This is a genomic window from Paenibacillus lupini (genome assembly GCF_011761355.1).
GTDB classification, from domain to species: domain Bacteria; phylum Bacillota; class Bacilli; order Paenibacillales; family Paenibacillaceae; genus Pristimantibacillus; species Pristimantibacillus lupini.
On record NZ_JAASRW010000004.1, the window covers coordinates 521228 to 545881 of the forward strand.

The window sequence follows — 24654 nt, forward strand, 5'->3', positions numbered from 1 at the left end:
CCTCATTAATAGTAAGGGGATATAAGTGGCGTAACCCCGAAAATAAAGAAAACCCCTCAGCATCGGAAAGAGCTGAGAGGCTTGCTGTTGCCGTCCTGCGTTCGCTGATTAGACGGCTGGAGGTGAACACCCCTATGAGCTTCGAATCCATTTTATCACCTGCTGCCTGAAGTGGACAACGCTTATTATTGTGCTATTGCGGAACTTGTTGCTTGTTCTATGATGGGCGCAAGCAGAATTCTATGAAATAGTTAAAACAATGAGCAAAGAAGTTTCATTACTTAGGTAGTAAAGATGTGTAAACGTGAAATTACAGATATCACCGACAGGAACAGTGACAACCCAGTATGGAGTTATTGATTCCACTCATGTAAGGCCTCATAGAGGCTTAGATATAAACAAAAGTACCCATCTTTGCTCTATTGCAAGGTTTGGGCACTTTTTTTGTTTGCTCTGGTTGCCATTTAGCATTAAACAACTTTAATTTCAAATCTGGCATATTATTGGCCCTGATTAAACACCTTTATTTTCACAATTCCGGCTGCGTTGTTGGTTTAATCTCATTCCATTAAACTACTTTAAATTTTTTATGGCCATATTGAATCCCTGAAAACCCTTGATTCTACTGGATCCCCGATAAACAACTTTATTTTCTCTCACCAGAAGTGATTTACCGCGACGGAGTTCTTATCGCAACCGTTCATGATTCGAGACGACCTACTCGACTACAGCTGGTTTAATAATGGCCAAACCTACAAATACAAAGTTACAGCTAACGAAAACAGCCGCAATGAGTCCTGACTGTCTGCCGCTCAAGCAGGAAGTCAGGTTGATGATGTTGATTAACTAAAATCTTGAAGGAGCTGTCGTGGATAGCTCCTTTAGTTATCTCATTTGTTACAATAATATTGTATTAAAAACTAAAAACGCGAAAATTTCATTGAATAATTCAATATATTTGAAACAAACTGTTGACTTTGCCTGGAAAATGCCGATATACTCTCGATATATTAGATTAATTGGATAAGATGAGGTGATGAGACAACGGTGGTGTAAGGTGAAAATCAACACGAGCAGTCATTGATGAAAGCGCTTTAATTAATTCGATGAGGTGATAAGTTTGATGTTGAAACGAAGTTTAGTGGCAATTCTGTGTGTGCTGCTCTTGATTGCCCCGCAGGCGGCATTCGCCTATAAGAATCCGGCATCGCTGCCAGACGAATGGGGACAATATGGACTTGGCGACCCTTATGTGCTGAAGTTTAATGGTACCTATTATTTGTATGTGAGCACGAGAGATACTGATATCGGGGTCAAAGTGTGGAGCTCGCCAGACCTTGTCAACTGGAGCTATGGAGGATTGGCCGCAACAGATCCGGTTACGAAGGGAGCCTACGCTCCTGAAGTCGTTTATTGGAACGGATATTTCTACATGTATACCTCTCCTGCTGGCAAAGGTCATTACGTGCTGCGCAGCGAGAGCCCGACAGGTCCGTTTACAGTGCAGACGGGCAATTTGGGCCATTCGATCGATGGCAACGTCTTTATTGACGATGATGGCAAGTGGTATTTCTATCATGCGAACGGAGCGGGAATTCTCGCGGCTACGATGCCTACGCCGACGACGATCGGCAACAGCGTCAATACAGGTGCCAGCATGAACGGTTGGACGGAAGGTTCTACATTGTTCAAGCGCAACGGCAAATACTATATGACGTATACCGGCAATCATGTATTCAGCAATGGCTATCGGGTCGACTACGCGGTCAGCACAAACCCGCTTACGGGATTCGTGCGTGATACGGATAACCCGATTCTGATCAGTACGGAAGGTCCGACAGTCGGTCTCGGCCATAATACGGTCGTTGTTGGCCCGAACCTGGATGCCCGCTATATCATCTACCATAATCTCGAAGGACCGGGCATTGTCGGACCTCTTCGCCATATGGGGATGGACCGGATCGTGTTCAACGGGGATAAAATGTCGGTGCTCGGGCCAACGACAACCGAGCAGCCGGATCCGGAGATGCCAGATTTCGAGGACCGATTCAATGGCGCGGAACTCAGCCCGGCGTGGACGAATCCGGACAGTGGCAGCTGGAGTGTTGATTCCGGCCATCTGCGGCAGCAAACCGCCGGTACTAGCAGACTGGTGACCACTGCTACGACCGGAAGCAGCTATACGGCAGAATTTAACCTGCAGCTGGCTGAGTCCAGCGATACCGGCAGCCCGCGGCTTGGGGTCGTATTCTCCTACAAGGGCGATAACGATTTCGGCACAGCGCTGTTAGATCCAGCAAGCAATTCCTTGCAGACGCAGTTCCGGGTGAACGGCGCCGATCTGGGATGGGTGGCGAGCACACTTCCGGAAGGGTACGATTATACGAAGCTGCACAATATCCGGGTTGAGAAAGCAGGAGATACGTTCAAGATCTACGTCGACGGTATGCTGAAGCAGACGCGCAGCGTGATGCTTGACGGCGGCAGCATCGGTTATGTCACGGAGAATGCAAAGGCTAATTTCGGTTATGCTGCTTTCAGCAACGACGTGAATGGCAGCAGCGATTTTGACGCCGTGAAACCGGTTCCGGGTCAAGTCGAGGCCGTTCATTACCTGTCAGGCGGCGAAGGGGTCGGGTATCACGACCAGACACCTAGTACAATCGGCGATTACCGCGGAGAAGGTGTGGATACGGGCAAAGCAGATGACGGCACCTCACATATCACCGCTTTTGAGAAAGGCGAATGGCTTCAATACCGGCTGAACATCGCGGAAGCAGGCAAATACGATATCGATCTTTCTTATGCGGATGCAGCCCCGGGCAGCAAGGTACAGCTCACTCTGGATGGTGGACAGCCGCTGGGCGAGTTTGAGCTGGCAGGAGACACTGACGCTGCTGGTGCAGGATGGCAAACCGCACAGCTGAAAGGGGTAGGACTGCCAGCAGGGGTTCATACCTTGAAGGTCGCTGCGGTATCGGGCACTATATCGCTGGATAAACTGACATTCCACCGGCACGTGGACGTTCCCGTTCTCTTTGATAACTTCGATGATGGACAGGATGACGGCTGGAAACGGTATGAAGGTTTCTGGAGCGTGAAGAGCGACATTGCCGAGGAGGAGGAGGCTTACGACGCTTATCATCCGATCCCTGGTGCGATTGGTACGGTCCACTATATCTCCGGCGGCGAAGGTGTCGGTTATCATGAAAATACACTCGAAAACATCGGCGGCCAGTACCGGGGAGATTCGGTCGACATACGCTCCAATCCGGTCGACGGCGGTTACAACGTCGGCTGGAACCAGACGGGCGAATGGCTGAAGTATAACATTGACGTAGCGGAAGCCGGTTCCTATAACGCAGAATTCAAAGTGGCTACTACGCTGGATGGAGGTCAGATCCGGCTGTGGCTGGACGATACGACGGATCTTACCGGCATCGTGGACATTCCGAAGACCGGTGACTGGAACATCTGGAATGTGGTGCAAAAATCCGGTGTTACACTCCCGGCAGGCAAGCATACGCTGAAAGCCGAGACGGTCCGCGGAGAATTTGATTTTGCAGGTATAGCGCTGACGAGGATGGATCAGCCGATACCAGTACCCGGCGTTATCGAAGCCGAGCACTACAAGCCCGGCGGTGAAGGCATAGGCTACTATGATTTGACTCCTGCGAACATTGGGGGCAAATACCGCAGCGATAAGGTCGATATTCGATCCGCTGCATCCGGCGATCAGATCGTAGGCTGGAATCAAACAGGCGAATGGCTGAAGTACAACATCCGCATCGCGGAAGAGGGACTGTACGATCTCGACTTATGGGCAGCTACGACGTTTACGGATGCAAAAGTCCGGCTATGGCTGGATGACACGACTGATTTGACAGGCGTACTAGGCGTTCCTGCTTCCGGCGACTGGAATAAGTGGAAGTCGGTGACGAAATCCGGTATCCTGCTGCCGGCCGGCGATCATGAACTGAAGGTCGAAATTGTGAAAGGCGAGTTTGATATGACGAGACTGTCGCTCACCCAATTCGATAAGCCGCACGTGCTGCCCGGTTTTATCCAGGCTGCTGATTATAAGGCAGGTGGGGAAGGTACGGGCTACCATGATCTTACTCCCGCTAACATCGGTACGGAATACCGGAATGAAGCGGTCGACATCCGCCGAAATGCGGGTGGCAGCTACAATGTGGGGTGGAACTCTACCGGCGAATGGCTGGCCTACAACGTAGATATTGCCGAGGCCGGCGTGTACAACGTCGATTTCGTGACCGCTACATCGATGGACGGTGCGAAGGTCCGGCTGTGGCTCGACGGTGTAACCGATCTAACCGGTGAAGTCGATATTCCGAATTCCGTCACCTGGGAGAACTGGGCGACAACAACGAAGCAAGGCATCTATCTCCCGGCGGGCGCACATACCTTGAAGGTCGAAACCGTTAAGGGTGAATTCGACTTCCAAGGAATACGGATTCATCAGAATCCAATCGAACCGAAGGTTGTTCATACCGGCGAATATCAGGCAGCGGTCGGCAGCTTCGCGAAGACGACGATCGGTGATGCTAATTGGTCGGATTACAGCGTGGAGTCCGATATCAAGCTGATTAGCGATTCCGGTGACGGGGGCATTTTGTTCCGTGCGAGCAACCCGGCTCATGGCAAGGAGCTGAATCAGAACAATGCGAACTTCGTGCAAGGATATGTCGCGTACCTGAACAATCAGGGCGTTCATCTCGGCAAGCTGAATTACAGCTGGTCCTATTTGACAGGGGCGCCGCTCGAGGTGAAGACAGGTGAATGGAAGCATGTAAAAGTCGTTGCGCAGGGTGCACGCATCCAAGTGTATGTCGATGATATGAGTAAGCCGGTTATCGACTATACAGACACTAGCGGCAGTCCATTTACACACGGCAAGGTCGGCATGCGGACATTCATGAATGAAACAAGCTATGATAATTTCACGGTTCTCCCTGCTTCCATTAACGCTCCTGCAATCGGTCAATTGCTGGATTTGTTTGGCTCAGCCGGACAGTTAGACGAGAAGATCCGGAAGCAGCTGGATAAGGAGCTTGAGCATGCAGCTGATGCGGTCAGCAAGAAGAAGCCGGACTGGAAGCAGGGGATCAAGCATCTGGAGAATTTGCTGAGTCAGCTGAATAAAGAGAAGAAGCAGGAAGAGGTTTCCGATCAAGCCAAGACAACGCTTAATCGGAGCGTTAACGCACTCATTGACGTGTGGAGCGAAAATCTGGGCAAGTAGCCGACAATGCCCATGCCAAGAGGCGTCTAACTAATAAGAACGTCCCTGTACCGAAGGAGCTTCGGTGCGGGGACGTTTTGCGTTATTGAATAAGAAATTATGAAGGCAGTATATTTTCTCTCACCAACCGTTTTTCCTATTTTTGAACGAAATACAATCATTCAATTGACATACCCTAGGGGGGTATTGTATAGTTCGGATGTGAGGTGATCATTTTGGTAAACCAAAAGGAAGCTGCAATGAACGAAATCAATGATGTCTGCTGCTCTTCAGATAACGAAAGAAAGAGTCATCATTCGGATAAAATGAAGGGGAGTTTAATCTCTCGGTTAAATCGAATTGAAGGACAAATTCGCGGAGTGAAAGCCATGATCGAACGCGATACTTATTGTGATGATGTGTTGAATCAAATCGCTGCAATTCAGTCGGCTTTAAACGGTGTAGGAAAACTGCTGCTCGAGGGCCATATGAAAAGTTGCGTGGTGGAGCGTATTCAGGCTGGGGAAAATGAAGTCATTGACGAGCTATTGATTACGGTAAATAAATTAATGAAATAATTTGACTTGGAGGGATTATCAATGAAACAAGTAATAATGAATGTTAACGGAATGTCTTGTCAACATTGTGTGAATTCTATTGAGAAAGCGATCAAAGAAATCGGAGGTTCTGCTCTTGTAGATCTGTCAAATAACAAAGTGACCGTGGAATATAACGAAAATAAATTATCCATGGATGATATTAAAACAGCGATTGAAGAACAAGGGTATGACGTTGTGGGTTAAATAATCTGGCCACGCTGGTGGCCCTTTTTTTCACAAATTTTAATACCCCCATGGGGTATATATGAATAAGGGTGATAAAATGATGCAAAGCACTGAAGCACAGCAAAACAAGCAGGCAACATTGCAAATAACGGGCATGACATGCGCAGCATGTGCAAATCGAATAGAGAAAGGTTTAAATAAAATGGAGGGCGTTACCGGGGCAAATGTAAACTTTGCTCTTGAAAAAGCGTCTGTGACCTACAATCCGGATAAAGTGAGCCTCCCTCTAATTGAGAAGAAAATCCAGGATATCGGCTACGATACTGTAAAAGAAGCTGTTGATTTTGACATTGGCGGCATGACTTGCGCTGCGTGTGCTGCGCGAATTGAGAAGGGGCTTAACAAAATGGCTGGCGTAACGAATGCGACCGTAAACCTGGCTTTAGAAACAGCTCGGGTCGAATATTTGCCGGCAGAAGTATCCACTTTAGATATCATGAAAAAAGTAGAGAAGATCGGATATACGGCAAAAGTTAAACAGGAGCGGCAAGGGACAGAAGACCATCGAAAAAAAGAAATTCAGGCGCAGCGAAAAAGGTTCTTGTTGTCGGCTGTCTTATCGCTGCCGCTGCTTTGGGCGATGGTTGGACATTTTTCATTTACGTCTTGGATCTGGGTGCCGGATTTGTTTATGAACCCTTGGTTCCAACTGCTGCTAGCTACTCCTGTTCAATTTATCATTGGTCGTACTTTTTATATGGGCGCATATAAAGCGCTTCGCGGAGGAACCGCCAATATGGATGTGCTTGTGGCCCTTGGTACATCGGCAGCCTATTTCTACAGTTTGTATTTGACGATAGACTGGTCCAACGAAGCACATGCTCATAACACGCCAGCCATGTATTATGAGACCAGCGCGGTCCTCATTACGCTAATCGTCCTTGGAAAGTTGTTCGAAGCTTTAGCAAAAGGCCGGTCATCGGAAGCGATAAAATCGTTAATGGGCCTGCAAGCGAAAACGGCTTTAGTGATTCGAGAAGGGCAGGAAGTCGTTATTCCAATTGATGACGTGGCCGTGGGTGATGTTATCATCGTAAAGCCCGGCGAAAAAGTACCAGTTGACGGCATTGTATTGGAAGGCTCCTCCACGGTGGATGAATCTATGCTCACTGGTGAAAGCATGCCAATCAGCAAAAAGAAGGATGATTTTGTAAACGGGGCAACAATCAATAAAAACGGTATGCTTCGGATTCAAGCGGAAAGGGTCGGGAAAGAAACGGCCCTTGCTCAAATTATTAAAGTTGTTGAGCAGGCACAAGGATTAAAAGCCCCAATCCAACGTATAGCTGATGTCATATCAGGTACTTTTGTGCCAATTGTTGTTGGAATTGCAGTCGCCACTTTCTTGGTATGGATTTTTATAATAGATCCTAACGATTTCGCCGGAGCTCTTGAAAAGGCTATTGCGGTACTTGTAATTGCATGCCCATGCGCACTTGGTTTAGCCACCCCAACTTCAATCATGGCGGGGTCTGGTCGCGCAGCAGAATTTGGTATCTTGTTTAAGAGCGGAGAACATCTGGAATCAACACAGAAATTAACCACAATTGTATTGGACAAAACAGGTACAGTGACAAAAGGCAAACCTGAACTTACAGACATAATCGTTGCTTCATCCATTCCAGAAGAAGAGTTTCTTGCTTTCATAGCCTCTGCCGAGAAAAACTCAGAACATCCGCTTGCGGAGGCCATCGTTACTGGTGTACGGGAACGAAATATCGCTTTCTTAGAACCTGAAGCATTCGAAGCAGTTCCGGGATTTGGCATTCGTTCAGTTGCGAGTGGGAAAGAGGTGCTTATCGGAACACGTAAATGGATGGCCCATAATCAGATACAGGTAGATACGGCCATTGAGCAAATGTCTGTGCTGGAAGAGTTGGGAAAAACGGCAATGCTGGTTGCCATTGACGGTCATTATTCCGGTCTAGTTGCCGTTGCCGATACCATCAAGGATAGTTCAAAGCGTGCAGTTGAGCGGCTCAAAGAGATGGGGCTTGAGGTGATCATGATTACTGGTGACAATGAACGAACAGCAAAGGCAATTGCCAATCAGGTTGGAATTGAGCATGTGCTTGCAGAGGTTTTGCCAGAAGGCAAGGCAGTAGAAATAAGGAAGCTGCAGCAGGCAGGCAAAAAAGTAGCCATGGTTGGCGACGGCATCAACGATGCCCCTGCACTGGCAACAGCCGATGTTGGTATGGCCATTGGTACGGGTACCGACGTGGCTATGGAAGCAGCTGATGTGACGCTGATGCGTGGTGACTTGAACAGCATTCCGGATGCTATCTTGATAAGCCAGAAAACGATGACCAATATAAAGCAGAATCTTTTCTGGGCACTCACTTATAACGTGATCGGCATCCCGATTGCAGCGGCTGGCTTCTTGGCTCCGTGGCTAGCAGGGGCGGCGATGGCTTTCAGCTCCGTGTCTGTAGTGCTTAATGCACTCCGTTTGCAACGGGTAAAATTATAAGAGGGAGCGTGGATAGATTGGCGTACAAGAAGTTTGCAGTTTCTCCGGGCTTCGAGGAAGGCGGCTCTCTCTTTAAGCCCGAACAACTCGCTATGCTTGGTTCCATAGTGGGTGCTGATGCTAAGATTGAACTAACCACTTTTAAGCAATTGTATGTAGAATTGGACGAAAACCTATTCGAAGCCGTACAAGACCAATTAAGACTGGCAGGTTTGGACATTCAACCAGCAGGATTCTATACCAAAAACTTAATTGCCTGCAATTTTTGCAGGGGAGCTGAAGACGCTGGTTTAAATCTGGCGAAAAGGTTGGATCAGGCTGTTGCCGGAAAAGAGGTACCAAGTCCATTAAAAATCGGATTTGCCGGATGTGCACTTGGTACGAGCGAACCTTTGCTAAAAGATATCTCAGTGATCAAAATGAATAAAGTTTACGATGTATATGTCGGTGGCGAAGCCAAGGGGATAAAAGCCCGTCTTGGACAGCTATTCGTTTCTAGCCTTCCTGAGGATCAAGTCATTCCCGTTGTTACTGGCCTGATTAAGGTTTTTCAAGAGCAGGGCAAAAAGAAAGAGAAGTTTTCGAAATTCGTACAACGTTTAACAATAGAAGAGTTACACAAAGTAACTGGTCATTGTTTTAATTAATTACTCTGATAATCACTAGGAGGCTAATTGAAATGAAAAGAACAACGATATTAATCATGATTGCAATCGTAATGATTGCAGTATTAAGCGCATGTGGAAAAAACGCGGTGAATTCCAATATGGAACATTCCGAAATGAACCATTCCGGTTCGGGTGAAGTACCCGCAGGTTTAAAAGAGGAAATAAACCCTACCTATAAAACTGGAAGTCAAGCTGTTATACAAGATGATCACATGCCAGGGATGAAAGGTGCAACGGCAACGATTGTTGGGGCATATAAAACAACAGCGTATGTAGTGGATTATACGCCTACAAATGGCGGGGAAAAAGTAAACGATCATAAATGGGTAATCCAACAAGAAATAAAAGACGCCGGGGAAAAGGATCTGCAACCAGGTGCTCAAGTTATCCTTGATGCTGATCATATGCCTGGGATGAAGGGAGCAACAGGTGAGATTGTATCTGCTGAGAAAACTACTGTGTACATGGTTGATTACACACCAACAACTGGCGGAGCACCGGTAAAAAATCATATGTGGGTAACGGAAAGTGAGTTGTCACCATTAGTAGAATGATTTACCGATGATGGATGGATAGCGTAATAAAAATAGATCTGTTGAAAATCCCGCTTCGTCAAAGGAGTGGGATTTTGTTTGTGACTCTTTTTTAGTGCGCCAAGCATAGGAACCGATTACTATTGCATATTCCATAAGACACAACAGACAGCTGCCGATAATTAATAGGCCGCTGTCTTGTTGTTAAACGTGTGGGTAGGATAGCATAACTTATATGGAATAAACGGGAGGATCATATTAAACTGAGGTAGTTAAGAAAAAAATTGAGAAGGGAAAAAAAGGAGAGCTATTTAACAGCCAAAGGACTTTAGTTAGATCAATGAATCTCATTCCTTTCAATAGCATAAGTGAATTTATATCCGGCAGCTCTGCTAACTTAAAACAATTCGCTTTTGGTAATGTGGTTGGCAATATACTTATTTTTATTCCCCTTGGTGTATATGTGGCATTATTTAAGAGCAATAAAAAAGTAATAATCAATCTGTTGTTTATATGTATGGTAAGTTTATTTGTTGAAGTCATTCTAGGGCTATTAGGCATTGGAGCAGCAGATATTAATGATATCATTCTAAATGGTTTAGTTGGATGGATTGGTATCGTAGTGTATAAGTCTTTATTATTTGTAATACGAGATAAAAAGAAAGTACAAACTGTAATAACCGTACTATCTGCCATCGTAGGGTTACCAGTTATATACTTCTTATTATTCATGATAAAAATGAGGTTCTGAATATCTTTATTGCACGTGCTCAACTTTGCTTCCTTGCAAGGTTGGGTACTTTTTTTGTTATGTATACACTTTACAAGGTTTGTCCAGTGGTCTAATGTATGCATATAGATCATTTACGTTTTTTGTCTAATTGGTGACGCTCGAACCACAGCAGTGGCCGAGCGAGGGGTTACAATTACTTGGCACTTATGTTTGGAAAAAGAAATGGTGGAGGAGATTGAATTGTCGTCAATGCAAAATCTAATCGTTAATAACTTAATTCGCGCTTATGAAAGACTAGGCGAACTCAGTCAGCTGCTCACCTTTATTAAAACGGATCGCACACAACGCTTTGAATCTGATGTCCCTTTTGAATTATTCAATAGTGTAGTTAACTATGAGCATTCAGAAGGGATCGACCTTATAGAAGAAATTAAAGCCATTAAGTCAATGTACCATAATCGCGGCCAGAAATTGCGTTGGCTGACTTACTCTCACAAGCCTGATGAAGTCGTTAATCAAGCACTTGCAGCTAATGATTTGAAGCAGAGCGACGTGCTTTTCGGCTTGGGACTTGATCTGGAGGGATGGCGGTTGGATTTACCGGAAATACCGGGTCTGGAGGTTCGACCTGTACGGGAACCGCAAGAGTTGGAGGACTATAGAAAGACCATCTTGGCCGGATTTAGCATTCCAGAGCCGATGGCAGATATTTTTTGCAAAGTGTTTGTAGATGGCCCCAGTCAGAATTCGTCCATGATTCAACATTATATTGCTTACTTGGAAGGCGTGCCTGTGACTACGCTCAGTACTTTTATCGATGGCGATGTCGCAGGAATCTATAGCATTGCAACGGTAGAAGCCTACCGCTCTAGAGGAATGGCTCAAGCGGTGCTAACACATGCATTAGATGTCGTACAACAAAAAGGCGCGAAGCTGGCGGTTATCCATGCAACCCCTATGGGACGAAAGGTTTATCAAAGGGTTGGGTTCAAGGAAGAACTGACGATCACCATTCATTCCAGCTAGCAACACGACGCCGATTTTACTGATCCTTCCGGAATTGACCGCTCAAAGACTGCCGACTATCGGCAGTCTTTTTCTATTGGACCAGGTATTGGCTGAGTCAGAGGGGAGCCTTCGGCCGGATGGAGCAGGCACATCGGAGGTCCATCCCAGGAATCGGTTTGGTGATGTCGATTCTATGGAGTAGCTATACTCGAGGTAACATGCTGATAATATTTTCACTTCTTTCAGATGGGAAGCGGTCGTTCTATAATGGATCAGGAGTCTAGTTTTATACATAGAGTGACGCTTAATATTTAAATGCCGAAGGGTCGTGGACTATGCGTTCTGAAATTCAGCCTGCCAATTACCGGGTTCCGCTTTTTTGTGCAGTTACTTTGTTATTCTGGTTCTCGATGTATACCTGTGTTCCAATTTTAACCGCATATGTAGAAAGCATGGGTGCATCGAATAAGATGGCAGGACTGATCGTAGGGATGTACGGGCTAAGCCAAATGCTGTTACGTATTCCGGTTGGCATCCTGAGTGATCGGATTCATAAGCGGAAGCTGTTTATAATGATCGGGTTATTGTTCTCTACCCTGTCAGGGGCAGGTATTCTATTGACGCATGATCTAAACTGGATCCTATTCCTTAGAGTTGCGGCGGGGATCGCGGCTTCGACATGGGTGGACTTTACAATTCTTTTTGCCAGCTACTACGCCAATGACGAAACGACCCGTGCCATGGGAACGATTGCCGTATATAATTCTTTGGGACAGATGCTGGGGATATTATGCGGGGGATGGTTTGCGGATCAATATGGCTGGGAGTCGGCTTTCCTCATTGGAGCCGCTGTTGGATTGGTTGGGATAGCGGGTTCTTTCTTCATCGTGGAGAAGTTCGATGATCAGGCGGCCCCTATAACCCTGCAGGGGATACAAGAGGTGGCAAGTGACCGCACTCTTCTGACCGTCTCGTTTCTCTCGATTTTATTTCAAATGCTGACGTTTGCAACCGTCTTCGGTTTTACCCCCGTGTTTGCCCAGTCACTTGGGGCAACCAAGCTGGATATGGGGCTGCTTACATTCTGTTCAACTTTGCCTACAGCACTTGCTTCCTGGATAGGCGGCAGGCATTTGGCCCGTAAGCTTGGAGAACGAAGGGTTATTATTCTAGGGTTCATTCTGAGCGGCTTGTTTACGGTCTTTATTCCTTTTACCAGCTCCTTATGGTTTCTTATTGTGACCCAATCACTTGCCGGCTTTGGCAGGGGCTTTACGTCTCCCGTTCTTATGTCTCTTTGCATCAAGCATATGGTGCCGGAGAAACGAGCTACGGCTATGGGATTCTATCAAGCGATCTATGGATTGGGCATGTTCGTGGGTCCTTTATTTATGGGGGCTGCGGGGGATTGGCTAACCTTGCGGGAGGGCTTTGTGATCGTTGGATTGCTGGGGTGTGTGACTGCTTTACTAGGGCAAGTGATGCTAAGAAAACTGCCTGGTATTGGCAAATCATCGAGTATAGCATCAGGCACCTCTTCAAAAAACGCATGATAGAATGTTTTTTCAAAATAGTACTTGATTAAAACGGAACTATAACCGAAGAAGGCGGTGAAATAAATGGGGAAAGCCATAACATTCAGCATCATAGGCGGCGGAAGCTTTCGCGCACAATATTTTCTAAGAATTGCACAGGCACTTCCTGAGCAATTTCGTGTTAGCGGAATGGTCATTCGTGATGAATCCAAGGGCAGGGCGATGGAAGAGTTATGGAAAGTGACTAGTTACCGGACACTGGATCAGCTCTTGGTTAATGAACAACCGGACTTTGTTGTACTATCTATCCATGCATCTGCCGCTATCGATTATATGCTGCAGCTGGCAGAACGAGGAATTCCTGTACTTACTGAAACACCTCCCGCACCTGATCTGGACGGTTTACTGCAGCTCCACGACAAGCTTACCCGTCAAGGTGCGCGAATTCAAGTTGCTGAACAGTACCAGTTTCATCCTATACAGGAAGCCCGGCATAACTTTATTATGTCTGGACAGTTAGGCAATGTTAATCAAGTGACGGTATCCATATCTCATTTATATCATGCAGTAAGCTTAATTCGGAAAATGCTGGGAGTGCGCTTTGAAGAAGTCACTATAAAGGGAATGAGGTTTGAATCTGATTGGGTCGCTGGACCGAACCGAAGCGGTCCGCCTGCAGAAGATAAATTAATCAAGTCGGAGAGAGATTTGGCTTGGTTGAATTTTGGCGGAAAGCTGGGGATTTACGATTTCACCAAGGATCAACATCGTTCATGGACCCGTTCGAACCATTTATGCGTACGGGGGGAGCGGGGGGAAATATTCGATAATCGGATCAGCATACAAGATCCTTCCTGCATACAGATTCAAATGGAATTAAAGCGAATGAATAAAGGTGAGTATGAGAACGCGGAAGGCTACTTCCTTAAAGGAATTATGGCTGGAGAACGATGGGTATACGAAAACCCTTACATGCCTGCTAGGCTTTATGACGATGAAATTGCTATTGCGGTCTGTTTGGAGAAGATGGCGGTTTATGCCGAGGGAGGACCCGGATTTTATGGTCTTCCGGAAGCTTCGCAGGACCACTATATCGGAATGCTGATTGAGCAGGCCATTAGATCCGGGGAGACAGTAGTATCAATTCGACAACCATGGGCTGATAACGAATGATAACAACCGCATTACTATGACATTCAGCTCGTCGGTATTTCGAGGAGCAGAGAAACCGCCCTGAGAAGGGCGGTTTCTCTTGTTTATCACGCAGCAATTTCTGATAACCATACTATTGCATTGTGTACACCTTCGAATTCATGGTACAGCAATGTTGTTGTATCCTTTTCAGTAGCTTCTCTATTCAAACCGCTGTGGGAGAATGAATTCGTTAGGTTAACAGCAGCTGTGTATTGAATGCCTGCATTCAATAGTCTGGGGAGCCACTCATCATACAACCATTTCATGTCTTCTTCCAAGGTCAATAAATGACTGTTATCAAATAAAACTTTCTTTGCCTTCTTAACGACAGCCAATTCAATCAATTTATCTAAAGGTTCGCGGAAATCGTCCCCTATAGCAAAGGAATTCCACCGAATCACAACAGATTCAATTACATCATCCCAAAAAATGTGAGCCTTTTTATAGTAATGTCCCATCATAATTCTCTCCTTCATCCATTTCATGTGTTTTGATAGTTTCACTATAATACGAAAAGGCATCATATACGTGATTAATATATTTTAGATTTGCTATAGACGTCATTTATACCCTGAATCCGCAATTGTTCTATTTTACCTAACACTGTAACAGCTGTAACTTTTAAATTAATCATTACGTCTAGATAGTTACATCTGAGCAGAGAAAGGAAGAATATAAATGATAAATAGAAAAAATCTCATGCTGTCCAGTCTTGTATTTGCGACCGTCATTTCTGCAAGCAGCGCGCCATTAGCATACGGAGCCGAGAGCAAATCTGCCGCGCCCTCTGCCGTTACTTTTAAAATAAACGATGTTCATTATAGCAATAGCACCGGTAAGCATAGCCTGCTTTCAGCCCCTTTTGTTAAGAACGGAAGTACGATGGTTCCCGTCAGAGCTGCTGCTGAATCTCTAGGCGCGTCGATAACTTGGAATAACAAGAACCAGAGGATTACCTTGTCGGGCGCAGGCTTCGGCAGTATTCAGTTCACTTTGAATTCGTCATATGCGGTGAATGCCAAGGGAGAGAAAATCAAGCTGCCCGAGCAGGTGCGCCAGGCAAAGGGCACTGTGTTCGTCCCTGCCCGGTCGTTGGCAACACTGATGGGCGTCCGTCTGCAATGGGAGCCTGCAACCGATACGATCACTCTCGCAAATCAAGCGCAATCGCCTGGTTCAATAAACTTTAATTATCCATTTGCCAAGGATACGGAAGGATGGAAGGGGGGCTTTGCCGATATGCCGGTCGATTATGATAAAGAGATTTACGAACTGGACTTCGCCCGTAACTTACTTCCCGTCCAAAACAATACCGCTAATTATGGTCTGAAGCTCTCGGGGCATAATCGCAGCGATGATCTGTTTATGTATCTTTCCAAAGGCATGGAAGGGTTCAAACCAAATGCTTCCTATAACGTTAATTTGAAGTTTGCGATGTATACCGACGCGGGAGGAGGAATGATCGGAATTGGCGGCTCTCCAGCTGAATCCGTATTCCTGAAGGCTGGTATTCTTGCGAACGAACCGTTATCTGTTCCAACCTCTTCCGAAGGATCGCAGTACTACAGAATGAACGTGGACATCGGCAGTCAAGGAACCGGCGGCAAGGACGTCAAGGTAATTGGCAATGCTGCTAAACCTGATGTGGAGAAGGATGGTTATCAGCGTGTTGAGTTTGATTACAGCGCTAAGGTGACGGCAAATGCCAAGGGCGAGATTTTTATTCTTATTGGCGCGGATTCAGGATTCGAAGGGCTGACTACCCTTTACTTTGATGATATCAAAGTAACCGCTCAGGCCGCCGAGTCCGGGCAATAACATGCAAATAGCTTTGGCTATTAAGCCGGCTTAACTCACCCAAAAGTGCTTGCCATTCCATTAATGGCAAGCACTTTTTTTGTATGGTAAGAATAAAGGAGAAGAACTTGTTTATTCCGAAAAGCGAGCAAATAAGAAAGCCCACAACGACGACATCATGAGAGACAGAGGAAGCGCAGGCTTCCTTTTATTAAAGTGAACCCATTTCCAGGCATGTTTATCAATTTGTTTGAGTTCCCAATTTTTAAGTCTCATCTGCTCTTCAAAGAAAAAAGGATGATTTAACAACGTATTCACTTCCCTTTTATAATAATGGTCAATCCAACGATTTCCATTATTATAAAAAAGAAAGTATGACAGCATAGTGTCACACTTCTCCGTAACGGTCCAACATTTTTTCGATTTTCTCTTTGATCCGAAGTCTGAGCATTGGTGGTTCGAGCACAACGGCGTCCTCGCCGAAGGTAAGCAGCTTTTGAATGAGCCAGTCGGTGTCGATGGATTGGACAATGGTTAGCGTAAGTGTTCCGTCTTCATTGAACTGCTTCTCGTCCAGATAAAATTCGTCGAGCACCTTGGCAAGCGAACCAGCCGTGAAATGAATGACGGCATGTTCAGTCTGGTCGTGATCATACACGCCGCCTGAGAAAATATTATCGGCATGGACGGTGTGCTTCCGTTCGAACACTTCCTCCAAGGCAGTTAGCTCCGACATTCTCGTCAGCTTGAACAACCGATAATCGCTGCGCGAACGGCAGTAACCATATAAATACCAAGTGTCGTATTTAAGCACCAGACTGACAGGCTCAACGATTCGGTCCTGCCGTTCTTCCTTGGCATTGATGTAATGAAAGTGGACGAGCTGACCGGCATTAATAGCCGAGCGGAGAATTCGGAGCAGACAGGCATAAGATCTCCAGCTTCCTAGATCCATCGTCAGGCTCGGGGTCTTGCTGCTATCGGTCTGCACGGTCTTCAGGCGTTGAATCGTCTCCTGAACCCGCTCATCTTGAAATATGGTTGTTGTGCTATTCAGAAGGGTAATTAAAGAGGCAATATCATCGGAACCTAGAAGGCTTTTGTCCATCTTGTATTCCTTCATGATCCCATAACCGCCGTTTACGCCTTGATAGGATACAACAGGAATACCGGCTGCGCAGATTGCCTCTATGTCCCTGTAAATGGTTCTTTGCGAGACGCCGTATTTGTATGACAATTCCGATGCAGAAACGACTTCATTGTTCAGCAGCATATATGTAATGGATATCAGTCTTTCCAGCTTCAAGAAAGAATCACCACCTTTTCATCTCGAATAATCGAAATGATCTCCTGCAGCTCATGCATATGCTTGTGCTTGCTCTTATAACCGATAAACAGCTCGTTATTAACCGTTAAACTATCGAAGCAAGTTTGAAGGTTGGTATTCGAATTCTCGAACAGATAGGTAGGGGCAACACTGATGCCTGCTCCCGCCTCGACGGCTTTGATAACAGCATGCATATTGGGAATCACATGCTTTGGCTTAATAAGAGGCCGTCTCTTGAAATGCTCTCTCCAGAGACGTCTAATTATGGGGAGCTCCAGCCCGTATGAAATCCACTTTTGCGCGGACAGCCATTCTTCTATTTCCTTCAAATTGTGAAGCTCGGGAATGGTAAAAGCAGCTGGAGTGATAATCGTGAACGTCTCTTCCATAAGCCATTCATACTCAATGCCGGGTACGGCGAATTTCTTGGGCGTAATAATCAGCTCGACCTGATCTTCCTTCAAAAGCTCAATTAGTTGATCAGCTGTTCCAAAGTAAGACACACTGCAAATGCCGGCATCCGTAAGCTTGGGAAGAAGACACTCCTGGAAATACTCCAGGGACAAGCCGATTCGGAACACCTTGTTATTTGGAAGGGAGGCGGATTTGAGCCCGGCGGTTGCTTCCTCCAGCGATTCAACAAGTGGAGCTAACCGGGAATAGAGCTCTTTTCCCCGTTCAGTTGCGACAAGCCTTCTGGACACCCGTGCGAATAAAGCCTCGCCTACTTCCGCTTCCAAGGCAGCGAGGTGCTGACTCATAGCTGGTTGTGTCATCATCCTGGTCTTGGCCGCTTCAGAAACGGAGTGGTGCTTATAGATTGCAATAAAGCTTCTGTACCATTCAAAATCTACCATTAATCTATTCATCCCCTGCGTTTTATCCATAATCGAATTATAAATATATTTATGAATCATTACAATTTATATAATTCGTTTTATTGTCATGGTGGATGTATAATGGCTCAGTATCATCCATTTCATAAAGCCATATCATGAGTTGTCCAATGCTGGGTACATTATTATTGTAGTTGGCATGGAATTCATGGAATGAATGAATAGAGGAGAGATTGAATTTGAAGCACTTATTTACCCCATATGAGATCAAGGGCTTGTCCCTTAAAAATCGTGTTGTTATGCCGCCGATGTGCCAATACTCGGTAGCCGAAAAAGACGGTATTGCAAACGACTGGCATTATACGCATTATGTAAGCCGCGCCGTAGGCGGCACAGGTTTAATTATTATAGAGATGACCGATGTTGAACCGGATGGCCGTATTTCGGATTTCGATCTCGGGTTATGGTCTGATGAGCAAATTCCGGCATTAGCCCGTATTATTGAAGCCAGCCATCAGCACGGTGCAAAAGTAGGTATACAAATCGCACATGCGGGACGTAAAGCCGAAGATGCGGAAGTACCTGTAGCGCCATCTGCGATTCCTTTTGATGAGAAATCCAAAACCCCAAGAGCTCTGTCTACGCAAGAAGTTGAAGAGATGGTTGAGAAATTCCGTCTGGCTGTACGCAGAGCTGTTCAAGCGGGCGTAGATACAATTGAACTTCATGGTGCCCATGGTTACTTAATTCATCAATTCCATTCCCCGCTGACGAATAAGAGAACGGATAAATATGGTCAAGAGCTGACGTTGTTTGGCAAAGAAGTCATTGAAGCTGCGAAAAGCGAAATGCCCGCAGATATGCCTTTAATTATGCGGATTTCTGCAAAAGAATATGTGGAAGGCGGATACGGCATCAACGAAAGTATTGCATTCGCCAAAGAATATCAAGCAGCTGGTGTTGATCTGTTCCATATTAGTGCAGGCGGAGAAGGGCCAATCGCCGCAGCGGGCAGACCAGGAACACATGCCGCTTACCAAGTGCCTCTCGCACGAGCAATTAGAGAAGCGCTCAATGTTCCGGTCATTGCAGTAGGCAGACTGGATGAACCAACACTCGCCAACTCCGTTATCGGCAACGAAGACGCCGATCTCGTAGCCGTAGGCAGAGGTATGCTACGCAATCCTTATTGGACTCTTGAAGCAGCAACCGTGCTCCACAAAGAAACCGAACTGCCTAGACAATACCAATTGGGCTTCCCAAAAGTCTAATATAGCGATTCAAAAAACGGTGCAGGGACAATCCTGCACCGTTTTTTTTATGCCCTCAAATCCTTTGATCCGTGGTCTTTTTCTATAGGGTAAACCCAAACGGAGAATTCAAATGCTCTGGAGAAGCGCAGCGCTCGCTTTTGCTCTGAGGATTCCATCACTTTGAACATAGTTCAAAAGAGTAGAATCCTCGAGCAATGGCGATCGGAAGAACATTCGAATGCGCAGTTTGCTATTTAACCATAGTATTTTTCATTAATTTATAGAAAACAACCAGAAATCAAAGGATTACATTCTACGAACGGCCCCACCTGATCTCTTACAATACAGATATAACATTTAGAGAAAAGCAGGTGAGGAAAATTGAATAGAAACAGCCGCTGGAAGCTGGCGCTCAGCAATTGGGATATGTATTTGCTGCTTGTACCAGGATTAATCTTCTTACTCGTATTCAAATATACGCCGATGTACGGCGTTGTCATTGCATTTCAGGATTTCAACATCTTCAGCGGGATTGGAGACAGCGAATGGGTAGGCTTCGAGCATTTTCAGAAGCTAATACACTCGGATGATTTCTTCCAGGTACTGACGAACACGTTGCTTATTAGCATGTACAAGATCGTGCTCTTATTTCCGATTCCGATTGTCGTTGCGCTCTTGCTCAACGAGGTTCGCAAAATGCTGTTCAAGCGCTCGATCCAAACGATTATTTATTTGCCCCACTTTCTGTCGTGGGTGGTTATTTCCGGCTTGTTCGTCACTCTTCTCTCTCCAACAGACGGCCTGGTTAACCAGATCATCATAGCCTTTGGAGGTAAGCCGATCTCATTCCTCCAGGATAATTCATTCTTCCGAAGTGTTGTTGTATTCACAGCTGGATGGAAGGAAATCGGCTGGAACGCCATCATCTTCATCGCTGCAATCGCAGGCATTGATCAGGAACAATATGAAGCAGCTTCGATTGACGGGGCTGGACGCATTCGCAAGATGATTTCGATAACGCTTCCAGGCATTATGCCAACCATTGTACTGATGTTAATTCTTCGGATCGGCAGCTTGCTCGAAGCCGGTACTGAACAGATTCTAACGATGTACAACCCGCTAGTCTATGATTCCGGAGATGTCATCGGAACCTATGTCTACCGGATGGGTCTTGGTCAGCAGGACTACAGCTTCAGCACAGCGGTTGGCCTGTTTAACTCCTTGGTTGGTTTTATTCTGATTATTAGCGGCAACATGCTTAGCAAGAAGTTCTTAAAGAGAAGTATCTGGTAGGGAGGGCAATACCATGCACAGTAAAAAAATCAGTGATTATGCACTCGATACCGTCATTTATGTGATTTTGATTGCGATGGGCTTATCGACGCTTCTTCCTTTTATCACGGTGTTATCGAAGTCGGTCAGTGAAGAATGGGCGATCACATCCGGGAAAGTTAATCTATTCCCCGTCGGCTTCCAGCTTGATACGCTGCAATACGTCGTAACGAACCATCAATTTCTGCATGCCCTGTTGATCTCAGCTCTCGTGGCTGTTGCAGGCACACTAGCTTCATTGCTAATTACGGCAATGACGGCTTACCCGCTCTCCAAGCGAGAGCTGCCCGGTGTCGGCATCATCATCATATTGTTTGTCTTTACGATGATGTTTAACGGCGGTATCATACCGAACTATCTGCTTATCCGTCAGCTGGACTTGATTGATAACCTTGGTTCTCTCGTTCTGCCGGCATTAATCAGCGTCTTTAATATGCTCGTCATTAAGAGCTATTTTGAAAGTCTTCCGCCAAGCCTGGAAGAGTCTGCAAAGATTGACGGTGCACGCAATTATACGATTCTGTTCCGCATTATTTTGCCGCTCAGCGGTCCAGTGCTCGCGACAATCGGACTTTTCTACGCGGTCTATTACTGGAATGACTACTTTAACCCCATGCTGTATATCAACAGCACTTCGCTAAAGCCGCTGCAGCTGTACTTGCAGGATATTGTGATGAACGCCGATTCCTCAAGCTTCAAGATGAGCGCGGAGGATATGATGAATGTCCCAGCCGAAGGAGTAAGGGCTGCGACCGTTATTGCTTCTACCGTCCCAATTCTGCTTGTCTATCCGTTCCTGCAAAAGTATTTCATTAAAGGTGTACTCATTGGCTCCGTAAAAGGTTGAGTCAACCCTAACTTCGTATTCAACTCTTGCGTTTTACCGACAATTATTGAAGAATATCACTTCAATAATTGCGGTTTACCGACAATTATTGAAGGGTTCCACTTCAATAATTGCGGTTTGATGATAAATTATATCTAAATGGAGGGTCACACATGAAACAAATGACAAAAGTGCTTTCAATTGCTGCTTCAACGGTTGTTCTGGCTAGCTCCTTGGCCGCTTGTTCATCGAATTCGAATAACAATGCTAATAATGCGGCGGCATCTAATGCACCGGCAGCAACCACAGACAATGCTGCAGCTACAGACTCCAATGCCAATCTTCCAACGCTGAAGCGCCTCGATGTCTTCCAAGGCGAAGATTATGCCAATTATCCGGTAGCGAAGCTGCTTGAAGAAAAGACGGGCTACAAAGTGCAATACGATATGCTTCCGCAGGATAACCCGGCGCAAAAGCTGAATCTGCTTATGGCATCCGGCGAGCCTTACGATATCGTTACTTCGTACATCGATATGGCTCTGTACTCGGATTATGCGAAAAAAGGTGCACTTATCGATCTGACACCTCTAATTGATCAATTTGGTCCAAATATTAAAACCGCGATCTCTCAGCAATCGATGGATGCTCTTAAGGTTGACGGTAAACTGTACGGCATTCCGAACATCATTACCTATCCTGTAGGTACAGGCATTCTTATTCGTACAGACTGGCTCGACAAGGTTGGCATGAAGATGCCAACAACAACAGATGAATTCCAAGCTGTTCTGCAGGCATTTAAAGACAAGGATCCAGGCGGCAATGGCAGCCAGGACGTTCCTTTTACCATCAAAGGTGACTTGCCAATGATTGATGATCTTGTAGGCGCTTTCGGTATGCCTAACCCATGGAATGATGTTGACGGACAGCTTGTTCCTCGTGTTCTTGACCCGTCCTTCCCTGACTATGCGAATTATGTTGCAGGTCTCTATGCAGGTGGACTGCTTGATAAAGAGTTTGTCGTGAACAAAGACGCAACTGCCAAAGAGAAATTCTCCAGCGGCAAAGCAGGAGCTATTGCTATCCACTGGGCGGACATTCCGGGCGTATCCGACGCACTCACGAAAGCGGTTCCTGATGCTAAATTCACTTACTTGCCTGCACTTAAAGGTCCTAATGGCAAATCCGGTTTTGGAGCGAACAAAGGCTTTGACCGTCTGAGCTTTATTCCGAAATCCGCAAAGAATCCAGAGGACGCAATCAAATGGATTAATGCAAGTCTTGAATCAAATACCTTCAAAGAACTTGCTATTGGTGTAGAAGGCACGCATTATACGGTTGACAATGGCGCGTACATGCCAATTCTTCCGATCTTTAACGACGAACGCAACCTGGCGAACAACTATATGGTTGGAACGGACGAAGCCAACTATCCGCAATACTGGCAGGCACGTGTACACAAAAATCCGGTTATGTTCGAAGCATTTGACACACTTAACAACAAGACAGCCGATTCCGATAAAATTCTGAATGAGCTCAGTGTTGCACCATACTTGGAAAACTACTCTAAAAATAACCTGAAGCTCGAGACGATGTCCGGGGACTATACGGTCAAGCTTATTGCTGGCGGAGAAAAAATCGATGGTCTAGCTGATTTCCAGAAGAAGTTTAATGCCGAAGGCGGAGAAGCAAGCGCCAAAGAAGTTAACGCTTGGTACACTTCGAAATAAGTAATTAAAAATTCAGCAAGAAGGGCTTATTCAAAAGCCCTCTATTGCGTTCAAATTGGAGAGGAGAAATTAATATGACTAGCTATTCTTTCTCGCGGGAAGTTGAAACTTACAAGCATGCTGATGTTGTCATTATAGGGGGAGGCCCAGCCGGAACAGCCGCTGCCATTAGCGCATCCCGCAGTGGCAAAAAAGTTGTTCTGCTGGAGAAAACAGCACAGCTTGGCGGTATGGGGACTATCGCTAACGTTAGTGTTTTTATGCCGATTGGCAACGTGACAGGTATTTACCGAGAGCTGATTGCCGAGATGCTGGCTGAGTCACTTCCGGCAGGTCATGACGAATCGATAGCGCCGCAATATTCACCTTTCCTCATGCGCCAATATATGAATGAGAAGATGAAGAAAGAAAAGGTGGATGTCTACTTCCATTGTGAATTTATCGGTACGGTTCAGGAGGGCAGTAAGATCAAAGCCGTTATCTTGTCGACCCGGGAGGGTCTAAGAGCATTTGAAGGAGAAACGTTTATCGATTGTACGGGTGATGCTCGTGTGGCAATCGACGCTGGTGTACCATACACGACAGGTCGTGAAAGTGATGGGCTGACGCAGCCGATGACTCTTATGTTTATGATGCAAAACACGGGCAAGCCGGTAACGCCAATTTTGCCGGAAGGCTGTTATGAATACAAAGAGTTATCCGATTTGCCACAAGGCAGAAGATTGTATTGGGAGCAGAACAATGACGGTTCGCTGCTCGTCAACATGTCGCGTGTCAAAGCGAATGGATCCAAGATCGAAGACATTAATTACGCAGAGACGGAAGCGCTCAGACAGGTGTTCTCCATTGCTTACTATCTCCAGAAGACCGGCTTTGAGAATTATGCTCTGACCCATATCGCACCTCAAACCGGTACCCGTGAGACTAACCAGATCGTCGGTCTCTATACGTTAACCGAGCAGGATTTGACCAGCGGCGCCAGATTCTCGGACGTTGTTGCACAAACGAATTATGAGATCGATATTCATAGCCCTGATGCGAAGAAAACAACTGACGAGCGCAAAATCGACGGCTACGATATTCCTTATCGCTGCATGGTGCCGGAAGCTTTCGATAATCTTCTCGTAGCGGGCCGCTCAATCTCCGCTACTCATGTAGCGATGTCCTCAATGCGTGTGCAGGCAACTTGTTATGCACTTGGGCAGGCTGCTGGTATCGCTGCTTCTCTGTCAATTGATAACGCTGTCAGAATGGAAGAGGTATCCATGGACAAACTGCATAACATATTGGAAGATCAAGGTGTTAAGTTTATGAAATAGATGTAA

General features: G+C 46.0%; 19 protein-coding genes. 16 read left to right on the forward strand and 3 right to left on the reverse strand.

The window, feature by feature from the left end:
* Positions 1-1123 precede the first annotated feature (1123 nt).
* The 10 genes from FHS17_RS15780 to FHS17_RS15825 all read left to right on the forward strand — a co-directional run bounded on the left by FHS17_RS15780 (position 1124) and on the right by FHS17_RS15825 (position 14210).
* The gene (locus tag FHS17_RS15780) at positions 1124-5263 is read left to right on the forward strand and encodes a carbohydrate-binding protein (protein ID WP_167279352.1); all 4140 of its coding nucleotides are present in this window, start codon (positions 1124-1126) and stop codon (positions 5261-5263) included.
* Positions 5264-5502: 239 nt separating this feature from the next.
* Positions 5503-5820: a metal-sensitive transcriptional regulator gene (locus FHS17_RS15785; protein ID WP_091186252.1), complete on the forward strand. Its 318-nt coding sequence runs from the start codon at positions 5503-5505 to the stop codon at positions 5818-5820.
* Between the two features lie 21 nt (positions 5821-5841).
* Positions 5842-6045, forward strand: coding sequence for a copper ion binding protein (locus FHS17_RS15790; protein WP_167279353.1), 204 nt, complete (start codon positions 5842-5844; stop codon positions 6043-6045).
* An 82-nt stretch (positions 6046-6127) separates the two neighbouring features.
* The gene (locus tag FHS17_RS15795) at positions 6128-8560 is read left to right on the forward strand and encodes a heavy metal translocating P-type ATPase (RefSeq protein ID WP_167279536.1); all 2433 of its coding nucleotides are present in this window, start codon (positions 6128-6130) and stop codon (positions 8558-8560) included.
* A gap of 17 nt (positions 8561-8577) precedes the next feature.
* Entirely contained in the window at positions 8578-9207 is a 630-nt protein-coding gene (locus tag FHS17_RS15800; RefSeq protein ID WP_167279354.1) for a nitrite reductase, read from the forward strand.
* Positions 9208-9239: 32 nt separating this feature from the next.
* Positions 9240-9782 carry a YdhK family protein gene (locus FHS17_RS15805; protein ID WP_167279355.1) on the forward strand — a complete coding sequence of 181 codons (543 nt, stop codon included), beginning with the start codon at positions 9240-9242 and terminating at the stop codon, positions 9780-9782.
* Positions 9783-10044: 262 nt separating this feature from the next.
* The gene (locus FHS17_RS15810; protein ID WP_341805840.1) at positions 10045-10512 is read left to right on the forward strand and encodes a VanZ family protein; all 468 of its coding nucleotides are present in this window, start codon (positions 10045-10047) and stop codon (positions 10510-10512) included.
* 231 nt (positions 10513-10743) lie between these two features.
* Positions 10744-11520 (forward strand): GNAT family N-acetyltransferase, encoded by a 777-nt coding sequence (locus FHS17_RS15815; RefSeq protein ID WP_243865398.1) that lies wholly within the window; start codon positions 10744-10746, stop codon positions 11518-11520.
* Positions 11521-11837: 317 nt separating this feature from the next.
* Complete coding sequence (locus FHS17_RS15820) at positions 11838-13055, forward strand: MFS transporter (RefSeq protein ID WP_167279358.1); 1218 nt, start codon at positions 11838-11840, stop codon at positions 13053-13055.
* Between the two features lie 66 nt (positions 13056-13121).
* Positions 13122-14210, forward strand: coding sequence for a Gfo/Idh/MocA family protein (locus FHS17_RS15825; RefSeq protein WP_167279359.1), 1089 nt, complete (start codon positions 13122-13124; stop codon positions 14208-14210).
* 86 nt (positions 14211-14296) lie between these two features.
* Here the strand turns inward: FHS17_RS15825 and FHS17_RS15830 are convergent, their stop codons facing one another.
* Complete coding sequence (locus FHS17_RS15830; RefSeq protein WP_167279360.1) at positions 14297-14692, reverse strand: hypothetical protein; 396 nt, start codon at positions 14690-14692, stop codon at positions 14297-14299.
* A 217-nt stretch (positions 14693-14909) separates the two neighbouring features.
* On the opposite strand from FHS17_RS15830, the gene FHS17_RS15835 reads away from it, so the two are divergent.
* Positions 14910-16049 carry a copper amine oxidase N-terminal domain-containing protein gene (locus FHS17_RS15835; RefSeq protein ID WP_167279361.1) on the forward strand — a complete coding sequence of 380 codons (1140 nt, stop codon included), beginning with the start codon at positions 14910-14912 and terminating at the stop codon, positions 16047-16049.
* Positions 16050-16416: 367 nt separating this feature from the next.
* On the opposite strand, the gene FHS17_RS15840 is transcribed toward FHS17_RS15835, so the two are convergent.
* Both FHS17_RS15840 and FHS17_RS15845 read right to left on the reverse strand, forming a co-directional pair.
* Positions 16417-17334: a helix-turn-helix transcriptional regulator gene (locus FHS17_RS15840; protein WP_167279362.1), complete on the reverse strand. Its 918-nt coding sequence runs from the start codon at positions 17332-17334 to the stop codon at positions 16417-16419.
* Entirely contained in the window at positions 17331-18212 is an 882-nt protein-coding gene (locus tag FHS17_RS15845; protein ID WP_167279363.1) for a LysR family transcriptional regulator, read from the reverse strand. Before FHS17_RS15845 ends, FHS17_RS15840 begins: the two co-directional genes overlap by 4 nt.
* A 218-nt stretch (positions 18213-18430) precedes the next feature.
* Between FHS17_RS15845 and FHS17_RS15850 the strand changes: the two genes are divergently transcribed.
* From FHS17_RS15850 to FHS17_RS15870, 5 genes are all read left to right on the forward strand, one after another.
* Positions 18431-19462 (forward strand): NADH:flavin oxidoreductase/NADH oxidase, encoded by a 1032-nt coding sequence (locus FHS17_RS15850; protein ID WP_167279364.1) that lies wholly within the window; start codon positions 18431-18433, stop codon positions 19460-19462.
* Between the two features lie 363 nt (positions 19463-19825).
* The gene (locus FHS17_RS15855; protein WP_167279365.1) at positions 19826-20737 is read left to right on the forward strand and encodes an ABC transporter permease; all 912 of its coding nucleotides are present in this window, start codon (positions 19826-19828) and stop codon (positions 20735-20737) included.
* A 13-nt stretch (positions 20738-20750) separates the two neighbouring features.
* A complete protein-coding gene (locus FHS17_RS15860; RefSeq protein ID WP_167279366.1) occupies positions 20751-21623 on the forward strand; it encodes a carbohydrate ABC transporter permease in 873 nt (290 codons plus the stop codon).
* Between the two features lie 152 nt (positions 21624-21775).
* The gene (locus FHS17_RS15865; protein WP_167279368.1) at positions 21776-23329 is read left to right on the forward strand and encodes an extracellular solute-binding protein; all 1554 of its coding nucleotides are present in this window, start codon (positions 21776-21778) and stop codon (positions 23327-23329) included.
* A gap of 74 nt (positions 23330-23403) precedes the next feature.
* Positions 23404-24648 carry an FAD-dependent oxidoreductase gene (locus FHS17_RS15870; RefSeq protein ID WP_167279370.1) on the forward strand — a complete coding sequence of 415 codons (1245 nt, stop codon included), beginning with the start codon at positions 23404-23406 and terminating at the stop codon, positions 24646-24648.
* The last annotated feature ends 6 nt before the right edge of the window (positions 24649-24654 follow it).